This is a genomic window from Archaeoglobus sulfaticallidus PM70-1 (genome assembly GCF_000385565.1).
GTDB lineage: Archaea > Halobacteriota > Archaeoglobi > Archaeoglobales > Archaeoglobaceae > Archaeoglobus_A > Archaeoglobus_A sulfaticallidus.
The window spans coordinates 851,380-865,044 of the sequence record NC_021169.1; the positions used below are offsets into that span (position 1 = coordinate 851,380).

Here is a 13,665-nt window from a genome sequence, read left to right on the forward strand (position 1 = left end):
TTCCGATTCTTATTTTTTCACTTCGTTGTCGCCATGCAATAGCTTTGCGATGACTTCCACAGCATCGGCAAGCCTGTACGATGGGCGGGAGATTATGTCCGCATCAACAACATAAACCCTCCCGTTCTCAACCGCATTTATATTCCTGAGCCTGCTATCGCTCATTATCCACTCATAGACTATGTTCTTCTCGTTTCCACCCATTCCGCTTCCGCTGCTTACAATGATGACATCCGGATTTGCTCTGAGCAGATCTTCAATGCTGACAATCCTCCATCCATCAAAATCGAAAACATTTTCTCCTCCTGCAAGCTCAATAACCTCGCTTATGAATGTATTCTTCCCGCTAACCCAAACAGGATCATGCCAGAGAATGTGCGCAACCCTCACCTTCTTCTTACCTGCAATCTCTTTCCTCACCCTCTCGATCTTAGAATACATCTCTTTGACAACCTCTTTAGCCTGATCGTATTTTCCTGTAGCCTTCCCGATCAGGATAATATCCTTCATTACATCCTCTATCGTTTTAGGATCGAATGCTATCACATCTATTCCAAAATTTCTCAGGGCTTCAATCGTATCCAGACCGTTGCCGTATGTTGCCACAACAAGATCCGGCTTTAGCGCAAGCACCCTCTCGACATTCACAGTCGAGTAACCACCAACACTCACAAGAACACCGCTCTTCTTTTTTTCCAAGACCTCTGGAGGGTAATTGCAGTAGTCCGTAACACCAACAACCCTGTCTTCAGCACCTATCGCGAACAGTATTTCGGTGTTGCTGGGAGCGAGCGAGACGATCCTCCGTGGGTTGTCTAGAGGAATTTTATAGCCAGTATCGTCAACCGGTGTGGCGTTGAAAATCTCGCTAAGATTGAGTTGCAGAGTGGGTTGATCTTTCTCAACCTGAACCGGCTGGGTGCAGAGAGTAAAAAATAGAGATAGAAACAGAACTGCGAATAATACTCTTCTCATCTCCTGCTCACCGCTACAGCTACCACCATCGCCAGAATTATTAAGATTATGCCGAATCCGGGTGTTTTCTTTTCGGGCGTTGCGGTTAATGCTGAAGTCGGAGTTGCAGTTGCTTCAGGCTTAGCCTCAGGCTGAACTTCCTTGCTTCCCACAGTTTCCTCTTCAACCTCCCCTTTAGCTTCTTTAACTGCTTCCTTTGTCTCAGTCTCCATTACCTTGATGGGATGCGGTTTCCCCAGCAAGGCCATTATCGCACTGACAGTCATATAACCGGGATTTGATGTTTGGTAGGATGTGTACCTGAAGTATCCATCATCTGTCTGCAGGCTCAGCAGATGCTCAACCACGCTGATGTTGTTCTTCTTCCATTCAGCTGGATTTAATCCTGCAGCGGTTAAAGCCTGAATCGCCCAGGCATCGCTGGCTGAATTGCTTGCAGAGGTTCCGAAGTACCTCATACCACCGTCATCGTTCTGTCCCTGCTTCAAATAGTCCAGTGCCTTCTTTATAACATCCGAATCCCTTGGCTCCCCGGCAGCTATTAGAGCCTGTATGGCTGAAGATGTGTCATCAAAGTCACTTTGCTCACCCACAGCCCATGCAAAACCACCATCCTGGTTCTGCTGGGCTTTCAACCACTCCACAGACCTGTTAACATCCTCCCCCACAGATGTTAAAGCGAGTATCCCCCATATAGTCGTGTAAACGAAATCTCCTATCTGTCCATCATCCTTCATTTTGGACTTTAACTCTGCAACGAGGTCTATGCCATCGAAGTTCCTCGGGTTTTCATCCGCAGCAACCAGAGCCAGAATCGTTCTCGCATAGTCTGCCGTACCCATCTTTGGCATTTCACCCCTCAGATGATCCCTTATGTAATCTACGGGACTCTTTCCATTCTTTGTCCAGTTGTGTGGATCCTCTCCTGCCGAAACTATGGCCATTATTGCCCATGAGGTCTTACCTATGCTACTCTCCTCTCCGGGATTCGAGAATCCTCCATCTTCATTCTGTATGCTTTTCAGCCATTTGAGAGCTATCTGGATTCTCTCATCGCTTGCGTTAAGAGGAAAACCCTTCCATTCAACCACTATCGCAAATATACTGAGCGATCTGGCTTCCGTCCTGTAATACAGATATTTTCCATCCTCCCTGATAAACTCTGTTGGCAATGCTACCCATGTCCCGTTGTATTTCATCACCACAACCCTCTTCCCATCGGCTACCTCTTTTGGAACCTTGAAATCTATCTCCACAGCTACTGAACTATTCACCTCAATTTTGAAGCTCCTGTAAACACTCCCGTATAAAATCCCCTTGGGTGTGTGGCTTTCCTCAACTCTGACTTCAACACACTTTGGCTCGTTTGATGATAGAGTTAGATTCGTTATTGACAGCTTTTCTGCAAGCTCTTCCGGAATCTCTACTGCAACTTTCTTCTGAGCCTGCAGCTGAACAGCTTTGGTGAGATTTTCATTACGGACTTGCTCGCTAACAACCAGCGTTTTAACAGATAAGCTGCTCACACCTTTATCATCTTCAACTGTGAGCCTGACTTCATACCTTCCAGCTTTTTCGAAGGAATGGGTTACAACTTTCCCGCTTGCAGTATGTCCATCTCCAAAGTCCCAGAGATACGAGATTATATCTCCATCTTCATCATAAGAGAGAGATGCGTTGAATGTGATTCTCTCCCCAGCAACCGGATTCTCCGGCGTGTAATCGAACTTAGCTATGGGAGGTTTATTCCCTGTGATCCATTTGATGCTCGCATGAACTTCATAGTTGCTACCAATGCTTATTTCAATCTTGTAGAGAGAGGTTTCTGGAGTTTCGCTCATGCTGCGGGAGAAGTACCATACTATTCTGTCTCCCGGAGAGATTTCATAATCCGTTGCCACTATTCCCGGAAGGGGCTCATCCGGATAGTTTACCCAGTACATCCATCCGGAGGTTTCACCCAGATCTTTGGAGCATAGCCCATTGATGCAGTCAACAAAAATACCCCACTCCTTTAACTCTGGTTTGTAGCTTATGCCAAGCGTTTCGGTTGCCTTCTTCAATGCTCCATATGCAGTCCTCCACTTGATGGTTTTTCCAAGCTCTGTGAATGTCCCATCTGGGAGATAATTGGCGGGCAACCCACCTCCAGAGCTTTCAGTCTTGCAGACAACTATTTTGACAAATTTCGTTACACTCTCATCTGCAATCGCTGTAACATTCAGCACCCCAGTTATTCTCGGTATGAAGTATGCCTGATCATCCGTTTTGGCAAATACTGGTGTGCCATTGTTCATTCTGAAGATAATCAGTGCCTGCTGATCCACGCTTGCAGTGACCTTGCTGTTAACACATCCCCCATTAACATCCAGTGTCAGGGCTGATGACGGAGCTATCAACGGAACCGCCAGCAGAACAATAAGAATAAGAAAAATTCTGAATAGTTTGAGCATCAGCTCACCTCGCTTACAGCGTAGTCGCTTATGGCGAGAAGGTTGTTCGGATACTCGTTCAGCCTGTATATTCCAGCATACAGCTTATAGCTCCCGCTCTGAACCTGCTGTGGAACATGAATTAGCACAGGAACCTTTACTTCCTGATTTGCTGTCGCATAATAGGTTGCTATCCCTGCCAAAGCTTCTCCACCATCATTCGTGCCACTAACAACAGCCACAAACCACCCGCTGTCGAGTGATGTCACATTCAGCCATGTGAGGATGCTTCCACCTTTAGTGCCGCTGGAGACAGTAAAGGAGCTTATACCCGCACTCTTAACCTCAACATTTATCTTTAGCGTGATGGTCGCATTGGAGAGTGTGCTCGTCCATGGGCCGTATGTGAAGTAAACAATATCTCCATCGTTCAGATCGTAGAGGTTTACACCGACACTGGGCTGAGTATCATTAACCCAGTACATCCAGAACAGCGTGTTCGTGTTGCTGATTCCAAGTATGGACGGCACGAACAGCGAACCCCATGTTGCGTACCAGCTATCATCGAGCGTGTAGTTGAATGATATCTCAGCACCATCTGTTTTACCACCTGTGCTTGCGAAGTGCAGTGCTGAAAGGGCTGAGGTTTTGTTAACCTGATATGTTTTGTTGCCAATATTCAGGCTGAGCTTTCCGGGATACAACGTTACATTGACCTCTATAAGGCCTGAGGAGTTAAAGCAGTAGAGATACCCGCTATCCGCACCGATATATAGCCTGTTATTGGCTATGTACGGAGAGGACATTATGTTGTAGTAGTTCCCTGCCGGGGGTGTCAGCCTGTAGTACCAAAGCATGTTCCCACTAAAAGCATCCACAGCGTAAATCGTTCCCTGAGGGTTATTAGTTGCGAAGTAAACTATACCTCCAGCAACAGCTGGAGAGGAATCTATCTTGCCGTTTGCTGTGAAATTCCATAACTCAGCCCCATTCGTTGCGTTAAAGCAGTAGAGCTTTCCTTCATAGGATCCAATGTAGATGTTACCATAAGCTATGGCTGCGGTGGACATCGTCCCATTGAATGACACGCTCCAGGCCAAGCTGCCATCCATGTTCAACGCATACAGCCTGCTTTTAGTCGCGAAGAATACCTTGTTGTATCCTATGGCGGGTGTGTTGGTTATCTGGCTATCAACTGAGAAATTCCATATCTCCACACCATTCTCGTTCAAACAGTAAAGCCTGTTGACCGAGTCGTTTCCGGCAAAGAATATCCTTCCATTGTATGCAGAGGGAGATGTGTAGTGTGAGACCTCATTGCCTGTTGTGAATTTCCACAATATCCCACTATCGTTTATAGCCCATAGCGTGCCGTTTGAGAATGTCACCACATAAATCGTGTTATTGTAAGCGAGCGGTGATGAGGCTATTCCCCACCACGAAGGAGAAGTTTCAAGCTGATAGCTTTTTTCTATAACCCCGCTGGTTGCGTTAACAAAGTATAGATATCCTGACAGGCTTCCAACCACCACACTGTTGCCGATAACTGCCACGCTTGACGCTCCAGTTATCTGACTGTTCCTCCATTCAATGCTTCCAGTAGTTGCATTTAGACTATACAGCCCACCATTCCAATCCCCCCACCCATACCAGTTCGTGACGAAGATGTGTCCATTCCAGTAAACGGGTGAGGCTCCAACAAGCCCAGTAAGTTCGGTTTTCCAAGCAAGAGCAGGCAATATTCTTTCAGATGTGAAGTTTCCGGCTCTCTGCTCATCTCCATGGAAGTTTGCCTGAGCCTGCGTAAGCGGAATCGTGCAAAGAATTACAAGCATTACAACCAAAAGCCTCTTCATATGAGGCAGTATGCAAAACCACTTTTAAGCTTTTCCATTTTACTGGACATCAAGTAAAATAAATTTTAGCAACTTGATTATAATCTCAGATTTCTGGCACAAAATTAACAAACACCTATGTAAAATTTGCGATAATTTGTTACATTTACATCTTCAATTTACAGCTTCAGGAGCAACAATTAATCAAACAGATGACAGCGAACCTTTCTATCCCCCAGTCGGACCATTTCAGGATGATCCGAGCATATTTCCATTCTTTTCGGACATAGGCTGTAAAATTTGCACCCGCTACGCTCTGACCGCTGAGTTAGTTCAAACGACTCCTCTACAGACCTCACAAGCATCTCGGTGTAAGGATGAAGCGGCCTATCCAGAACATCAACACCCTCCTCAACTATCTGCCCGGCAAACATCACAGCTACTCTATCCGCAACTATTCTGGCAAGCTCCAAGTCGTGGGTTATGAAAAGATAGGCCATGCCAAGTTTTTTGTGTAGAGAGACGAGCAGGTTTACTATCGACGCCTGAACAGACATGTCGAGCATTGAGGTTGGCTCATCACATACAATGAACTCCGGTTCCACAGCAATCGCCCTCGCTATCACAACCCTCTGCAACTCCCCACCGCTGAGTTCATGCGGATAGCGATATAGGTGTTCTTCGCGAAGCCCAACCATCTCTATGAGGTTATGAATAATATCCCTGCTGCAATCAAGCCCGTGAATCCTCAACGGCTCTGCTATGCTGTCGTAAATTCTCCATCTGGGATCTAAAGCATCTTCCGGATGCTGAGGGATTAGTTGCATTCTTCTTCTCACTCTTCGGAGGTCTCCTGCCTTCATTCTGACAAGATCTAAACCATCAAAATAAATCTCCCCCCTCGTTGGCCTTACCAGCATCAAAAGCATCCTGCCAAGCGTTGACTTTCCACTTCCGCTCTCTCCAACCAGAGCCAGTACTTCACCCCTGTTGATCTCGATGTCAACACCATCAACAGCGACAATCCTGTGCTTTGAGAAGAATCCCGACTCGAACACCTTGTAAAGCCCAACACCCTTAAGCATAGAGCCAGCACCTCACCTCACCATCGAAAGGTGGCTCCTTCAGGCATTTATCCGTAGCATGATCACATCTGGGATGGAACCTGCATCCTTCCGGAGGGTTAACCATGCTCGGAGAGTAGCCCTTTATCGGATTCAGACCCCTTGATGGTAGGGAGTTCAACAGGGCTTTTGAGTACGGGTGAAGGGGTTCCTCAAAAAAGGTTCTGGCATCACAAACCTCCACAATCTGCCCGCAGTACATGACTGCCACCCTGTCGGCAAGTCTTTCAGCGAAGGGTAGATCATGAGTTATAATCAGCAAAGATGGTTTGCTGTTCTTCTTGATCTTCCTGAAAAGTTCTGCAACCCGAACCTTCTTTGTCACATCCACACCCTTGGTTGGCTCATCTGCAATGATCAGTCTTGGCTGTGTTGATGTTCCCATTGCAACCAGTGCTCGTTGCCTCATCCCTCCGCTGTACTGATGCGGATACTGGTTGACCCTTTTCTCGGCAGGATTGATGTCGAAGTACCTCAGCAAACCAACTACCCTCTGAATTGCAGTTTTTCTGTCAATGCCCATATGCACTTCCATTGGCTCAGCAATCTGAATCCCAACCCTGAGAACTGGATTAAGGGAAGTTGCAGGGTTCTGTGGAACCCAAGCTATTTCCCTCCCTCTGATCTCCCTCAACCCCTCCTCTGGCAACTCAAGCAGGTTCAATCCATTAAAGAGTATTTTACCACCAACCCTAACATTTTCAGGCAGCAATCTTAAAATCGTCATTCCCAAAACGGATTTTCCGCTCCCACTTTCTCCGATCAACGCTAAGGCTTCGCCTTCACTGACATGAAAGCTTACACCATCAACGGCTTTTACTGTCATATTTTCCAGAACAAAATGAACATGCAGATCTTTTACAACCAGCACCTCATCCATTTCCTCCACCCATTCTCAATATAACACGCAGAAGTACAGTAACATTGGTGAAATAAAATATTTTCTAATTTTAACACCAATTATAAAATTACACTAGATTAGTAATACCAAAATAGTTTAATCTCAAAATAAAAACCAAACAGCTATGATGATTCCAAAAGTTGCACAAATCCTTATAACTCCTCCAACTAATACTATTTTTGTACCCAAATCAACCCCAAATAATCCAACATAGTAAGGTAGCCTATGGGCGAAGATATATCTCAAACTCCCAATTGGGCTTGCGACTAGCAATACAATTAAAGCCTGCTTAAATGTTATGGTATCCATTATCTCCGAAAGAGCGGCATAGGCAGCAAGTGGATTTGCTATGCGAAGAGGAATTATAGCTAAAGCCTCTGGTGGTAGCGGAAGGGGTAAATCAAAATTTATCAAGCCTACATCCAGCAATACAAAGGCTACAATTGTGATTGGAAGTGCTATTGCCACATACCTTTTCAATGTCCGCTTCGACCTTTTAAAACCGTTGTAAATAGCCTCTCTAATATTTCTTGAAGGAATGCTAATTTCTACTTCATCGTTGTCTTTAAGCAGCAATCTTCCAGCAAGAAGGGCAATTCCAGCTACTATGGCTCCATTCAGTATGAATAAACATATATATGTAATGCCAAGAGGTCCAAGCAATGGGATGATAGCTGGTGCTATATAGGCTATACTTTCATAAACCGTCTGAGGAAACCATGTTGCTATGCTTGTTATGTATGCCTCAGTTCTGCTAATTTTTCTATTTCTATAAATTTCCGCAATCATTGATATTGCCGCCTGAGGTGATCCAAAAGCTGTAGCTATGGCAATACAACTTCCTGAACTCAACTTAGAAAGCTTAATAAATGGCTTAAGAACCGGTAAAACCCTGTAAAAAATGCCAAGTTCTATTGCAATGTTTGCCATTACAATTCCTGCAACAACGTAAGGCAAAACAGAAAACCAGATTAAACGGCTTTAATAATGCTTTGAAGCATACTCTCTCACCCGTGGATCGAGTAAATCTCTTAAACCATCGCCAAGTAAGTTAAATGCAAGAACTGTGATCATTATTGCTAAGCCCGGAAAAATTGTTAGCCACGGAGCAGTAGTCATAAAATTCTTCCCCTCGTTAAGCATAGTCCCCCATTCGGGTGTTGGTGGCTGAGCTCCTAAGCCCAAGAAGCTCAAGCCTGTTATAGACAGTACTATGTGACCCATGTCAAGCGTTGCAAGAACGATAATTGGGGCTATTGCATTTGGTATCACATGCTTAACAAGTATATACACATCACTCGCCCCCAGCACTTTTGCTTGCGTGACGAATTCCATCTCTTTAATTGAAAGAACACAACTCCTTACGATTCTTGCATAACTAGCCCAGCTTGTGAGAGCTATGGCAATCACCAGATTTTTTAATGATGGACCAAGAATTCCAACCAGTGTTATTGCTAGAATCAATCCTGGAAATGATAAGAGTACATCTACGAATCTCATTATTACCTCATCAACTTTTCCACCAAAATATGCTGCAATGGAACCAAACATTATACCCAAAAACATAATTATTGCTATTGCAAACACAGAGACGAAGAGAGAGATGCGAGTCCCATAGATAATTCTACTCAGAACATCTCTACCGAGCTGATCTGTGCCAAGCAGGTGATTTAAGTTAGGTTTTTGAAGTTTTTCCTTCATATTGACTTCGTAAGGATCATAAGGAGATATAACATCTGCAAATACTGCAACGAGAAACAGACATAAAATTATCAAAAGTGCGATGAAGTTGACTGTTGATATTGATGTCCTAGTTTTAGCTATAACACTTGCAATTTCGTTAGGCCTCATGTGTCTCATACCTGATACGAGGATCAAGGAAGAGGTAGATTACATCGACAGTTAAATTCGTCAGGATAAAAAATAACGCTACTAGGAGTACGAACCCCTGAATAACAGGATAATCCCTTGCATAAATCGAAGACACAAAGTAACTGCCCACACCCGGCCATGCGAATATAGTTTCAACTATTACTGCTCCAGTCGCTGCGTGTCCTGAATAAATACCTATTGCTGTAATAACGGGAATAAATGCATTTTTTAGGGCATGTCTCGTAATTATAAGCTTCTCTGGCAAACCTTTAGCCTTTGCCACGATTATATACTGTTGGTGTAAAACTTCAAGCAGACTGACTCTCATCAGCCTCGTTAATGTTCCGGCAAATGACATGCCAAGAGTTAAAGCAGGAAGAACTATGTTCTTGGCTCCATAACCAAAAGCTGGAAGTATGCGTAATTTAACAGAAAATATTAGAATAAGAAGCAACCCCAGCCAGAAGTTTGGCATCGAAATACCAAATAATGACAGTATTCTGCAGATGTGATCTATAGCTGTGTTGTGTTTTAAAGCTGAAAGAATCCCCAAAGGTATTGAAACCGCTACAGCAATCAGAATTGATGCAGCAATAAGCTGTAAACTTGCTGGAAAACGCGTTAGGTATCCCTTCAGCACCGGTTCACCCGTTCTTAGCGATACACCCAAATCGCCATGCAAAATTTTTGAAAGCCATATAAAGTACTGGATATAAAGAGGCTTATCTAAATCATGCTCTTTTTTAAAAGCCTCTATTTGTTCTTTAGTCGGTTCTCCTTGTAATTGTCTTTCAAGAATCATCTCAGCCGGATCTCCCGGAGCTAAATAGATTATTAAAAACGAAAGCAGTGATGCCACAATCATCACCAATGGCATCAAGGTTAGGCGTTTTACTATGAATCTCATAGAAATCTAAAAATTTAAAAATTAAAATTACTGAGATTACTCTATCCACACAGAGCTGAAATCTGGCTCTCCAACAAATTTGATGCCCTTCACATTCTTCTTTGCTACTATAAATATCGAGTCGTAGTACAGTGGCACAACTGCATCCTTGTCATAAACGAGATTGTAGAATTCTATCCAACCTTCTTTTCTGTCGTTTTCATCGAACGGTAGCACAGCTTTTCTAACAGCATTTGCTATTTCATTATCCTCGAATGCACCATATTTAAACTCTGGAGCATCAGGGTTGAACCTCCCATCAGTTCTCTGATAGATCCTTCTTTCTGGTCCGCCAACATAATAAAATCTCAAGTCATATTCGCCCTTCTTCTGCTTCTCCTTATATGGACCGCTCTCAAGTACTTCAATTTCAATGTTTATTCCGACTTTCTTTAACTGTGCTTGAATCAGTTCTGCAAGTTTGACCTTATCCGGATTCTCTCCTCTGAGTATAAGTTTGGCATTTATACTTTCGTATCCAGCCTCCTTTAGCAATTCTTTCGCCTTTTCTGGGTTGTATTCATACTTAATATCCACCTCTTTTACATATGGGGCTTTATCACAGTACAATGCTCCCTCTGCCCCTCTAACCCAGCCATCGAAGAGTTGTGATATCTCATCTCTGTTTATTGCGTAGTTCACAGCTTTTCTTACAAGTTCGTTGTCCCATGGGCTATTTTCATAGTTGAAAGCCAGTATCGTTGTCATCGGTATCTCATTTTTGTAAATCACAAATCCTTCATCCTGCAAAGATTTCAGAACATTTCTTGGCGTATAATAGCTGCCACCATGGTAGTGATCGACGATTGCATCTATTTCACCACTCCTCAAAGCAAGAACCCTTGTCTCAGCATCTGGAATTATTTTCACTACAAGTTTTTCGAGCTTTGGTTTCTCTCCGTGGTAGTATTCATTCGGGACAAAGACGGCATACTGGTTTTTAACATACTCTCCAACTTTCCATGGTCCAGTTCCAATCGGATTGACAATTTTACCAGTTACATTTCCTTTAGGTTCAACGGAGTTCGGGCTTATTATTCCCAGATGGAATTCCGCAAACGCAACCAGATCTATGTATCCATTCTGTCCTTCTTTGTAGTGTATTGCAACAGTATATGGATCGATTATTTCTACATTTTCTATTCTGTCAACTTCAGTCCAGTGGTAGTATTTTAAAGCCTTTAATCTGTCTATTGTAAATTTCACAGCATCAGCATTGAATTCACTTCCATCACTGAACTTGATGCCCTTCTTTAGATAAAAGATAATCGTTTTACCATTATCTTTTATCTCCCATGATTCGGCTAATTGTGGTATCAGCTTACCGTCTCTGTAATCAACAAGTCTCTCCAGAAGAAGCATTTCCGGCAAAAAATCCATTGTTTTTGGAGTTTCAATATTTAAGTCGTTTCCAAATCCGCAATAGCCTATTGTAAGGACCTGTTCTGGCTTGGTAGTGGGTTCAGTAGGTGTAGGTACCACTGTAGGTGTTTTCTCTGGTGTTTTAGCTGAAGTTTCTGGTTTGCCTGCACATCCCAGCAAAAGTAATACTACAAGAATGCATACTACAAACTTTTTCATCCAATCACCTCGCAACAACAGTAAGCGTAGCAGTCAGATTCCTCTTATCATAAACGCCCATTGATATTTCATCAACATACCTAGCAACTATGACATTTACACCCTCCTTTAGAGTTATCTCACAAAATCCATCTACTGCTACTTCGTCAATACCATCTTTTGTACCAACTTTTACAACACCGTTTACACTTTTTCCTCTGAAAATTAGCTGGATTCTCATTTTATCTCCTGATTTGAACGGTTTCAGTACTTCGGGCATTATTTCAAACTCGAATCCAGCTGCGAATGGCTTTATTTCGTCCATTTCATCGTTAAAAGTGTAAGCTTTGATATATCCCCAACCATCTTGTTTCTCTAATGTTATATCCCGAAGCTAGTCTCCTATCTCCAAAAATCCATTTGTTATCGTCAGTAATTGAGTATATGCCTCTGTCGAGTTCTACACCAACCATATACGGCTTTTCAGCCTCAAACTCAAGAAACAACCCACCTTTCTGCGATGATTCATTATCTCTCCCTACGACCACTGGTTTCTCTCCATCCGAATCTATTACAAAAGCTCTTTTAATGCTTAGAGGGTCAAGCATTCCTTCTGTTTCTGGGTAATGTCCCCATTTTAGGTGTGCCCTGTTTTCTTCACACTCTATCCAAGGTTCGTGGTTGACAAGTTTGAGTACTTCCTCCCTCATATTACTACACCACCGATTAAACTGTCGACATAAGTAATAAAAAAATTTTGATTTTTAGCAATATTTAAGAAAAGAAATTAAATGAGTATGAAATATATTAAGAGGATGACAATTAATGAAAAAAGAAGAGTGGTTTAGTTGATAGTGTAAAAATAACATTAAAATAAAGCAAACTTATTTTTCACAAACAATCATTAAATTTATCCTTTCGCAATTCAATTTTCTAATTTTGAGTGTTAAATTGCATTTATCCGCTATCTTTTTAAATTTCCTCAAATCAATCCCATTTCCAAACGGTAATTTTCTGGCAATTTCTTCACTGTAGTGGTGATTTGCAGTTTTCTCTTCTTTATTTTCACTTTCAATTAATATCAGCTTACCACCCTGCCTTAAAACCCTCACCCACTCTTTAATTGCCTTTTCCGGATTTGGAAGTGTCCATAAAACATGCCTTTCTATAACTGCATCAAATGTATTGTCTTCAAAAGCTAGGTTCTCTGCATCGTCTATTTTGAACAAAATGTTATGACCCTTTTCTTCTGCTTTTTCTCTTGCTTTGCTCAACATCCCTTCTGATAAATCTATCCCTACAACCTCATGCCCCAACTCAGCCAGAATTAGAGATACAAAACCAGTTCCACAACCAACATCCAGAACTTTCTTTCTATTTTCAAGCATTTCTTTTAATGCTTCTTTAACAACTTTCTTATCCTTTTCTGATTTTATACCGTGTGCTGGAATGTTCTCATAGTTCTCAGAATGTTCATCCCATCGAGATTTAATATAACCCTTAATGTCCATAACACCACCTACTTTTTCCTCAAACACACCGTATTAGCACGAATATTAATAGCATAAAAATCTTTCTAATTTTAACACCAATTATGAAATCAGATGAAATATAGTAATATCAAAAGTGCGACACAGAAAACACAAAAAATATATAGAATAAAAAAGAATAATAAAAAATAAATTAAGGCCTAAACATCCATTTCTCCAGTTCTCACCCTGGTGCTGCTTTCAACCGGAATCACGAATATCTTTCCATCCCCTGGATTGCCTGTTCTGGCACTTTCGACGATAGCATCTATTACCCTGTCAACCATCCCATCATCAACAACGATCTCCATCTTCACCTTAGGAAGTAGATCCACATGCATCTCCCGTCCTCTGAATTGAAGCTTTATCCCCTTCTGCTCTCCTCTCCCCCTTACCTCTGTTACTGTCATTCCCGCAACGCCAATATCCTCCAGAACTTTCTTTACACATTCCAGCTTCTCAGGCCTTATTATCGCCTCAACCATCTTCAT

Annotated in this window: 13 protein-coding genes; all 13 read right to left on the reverse strand. The window is 42.6% G+C overall.

Annotation, left to right across the window (positions count from 1 at the left end):
* Positions 1-9 precede the first annotated feature (9 nt).
* Complete coding sequence (locus tag ASULF_RS04575) at positions 10-975, reverse strand: ABC transporter substrate-binding protein (RefSeq protein WP_015590524.1); 966 nt, start codon at positions 973-975, stop codon at positions 10-12.
* A complete protein-coding gene (locus ASULF_RS04580; protein ID WP_015590525.1) occupies positions 972-3,428 on the reverse strand; it encodes a PKD domain-containing protein in 2,457 nt (818 codons plus the stop codon). The genes ASULF_RS04575 and ASULF_RS04580 overlap by 4 nt, the downstream gene beginning before the upstream one ends.
* The gene (locus ASULF_RS04585; RefSeq protein WP_015590526.1) at positions 3,428-5,263 is read right to left on the reverse strand and encodes an outer membrane protein assembly factor BamB family protein; all 1,836 of its coding nucleotides are present in this window, start codon (positions 5,261-5,263) and stop codon (positions 3,428-3,430) included. Before ASULF_RS04585 ends, ASULF_RS04580 begins: the two co-directional genes overlap by 1 nt.
* A gap of 179 nt (positions 5,264-5,442) precedes the next feature.
* Positions 5,443-6,327 carry an ATP-binding cassette domain-containing protein gene (locus ASULF_RS04590; RefSeq protein WP_015590527.1) on the reverse strand — a complete coding sequence of 295 codons (885 nt, stop codon included), beginning with the start codon at positions 6,325-6,327 and terminating at the stop codon, positions 5,443-5,445.
* Complete coding sequence (locus ASULF_RS04595; protein WP_015590528.1) at positions 6,320-7,246, reverse strand: ABC transporter ATP-binding protein; 927 nt, start codon at positions 7,244-7,246, stop codon at positions 6,320-6,322. Before ASULF_RS04595 ends, ASULF_RS04590 begins: the two co-directional genes overlap by 8 nt.
* A gap of 123 nt (positions 7,247-7,369) precedes the next feature.
* Entirely contained in the window at positions 7,370-8,224 is an 855-nt protein-coding gene (locus ASULF_RS04600) for a hypothetical protein (protein WP_015590529.1), read from the reverse strand.
* Between the two features lie 24 nt (positions 8,225-8,248).
* Positions 8,249-9,118 carry a nickel transporter permease gene (gene nikC, locus ASULF_RS04605; RefSeq protein ID WP_015590530.1) on the reverse strand — a complete coding sequence of 290 codons (870 nt, stop codon included), beginning with the start codon at positions 9,116-9,118 and terminating at the stop codon, positions 8,249-8,251.
* Entirely contained in the window at positions 9,108-10,046 is a 939-nt protein-coding gene (gene nikB / locus ASULF_RS04610) for a nickel ABC transporter permease (protein ID WP_015590531.1), read from the reverse strand. Before nikB ends, nikC begins: the two co-directional genes overlap by 11 nt.
* 36 nt (positions 10,047-10,082) lie before the next feature.
* Positions 10,083-11,666, reverse strand: a complete 1,584-nt coding sequence (locus tag ASULF_RS04615; protein WP_015590532.1) for an ABC transporter substrate-binding protein — start codon at positions 11,664-11,666, stop codon at positions 10,083-10,085.
* A gap of 4 nt (positions 11,667-11,670) precedes the next feature.
* Positions 11,671-11,970 carry a hypothetical protein gene (locus ASULF_RS11305; RefSeq protein ID WP_015590533.1) on the reverse strand — a complete coding sequence of 100 codons (300 nt, stop codon included), beginning with the start codon at positions 11,968-11,970 and terminating at the stop codon, positions 11,671-11,673.
* 7 nt (positions 11,971-11,977) lie between these two features.
* Positions 11,978-12,355: a hypothetical protein gene (locus ASULF_RS11310; protein ID WP_015590534.1), complete on the reverse strand. Its 378-nt coding sequence runs from the start codon at positions 12,353-12,355 to the stop codon at positions 11,978-11,980.
* A gap of 174 nt (positions 12,356-12,529) precedes the next feature.
* Complete coding sequence (locus ASULF_RS04625; protein ID WP_015590535.1) at positions 12,530-13,156, reverse strand: class I SAM-dependent methyltransferase; 627 nt, start codon at positions 13,154-13,156, stop codon at positions 12,530-12,532.
* A gap of 179 nt (positions 13,157-13,335) precedes the next feature.
* A complete protein-coding gene (locus ASULF_RS04630; protein WP_015590536.1) occupies positions 13,336-13,665 on the reverse strand; it encodes a P-II family nitrogen regulator in 330 nt (109 codons plus the stop codon).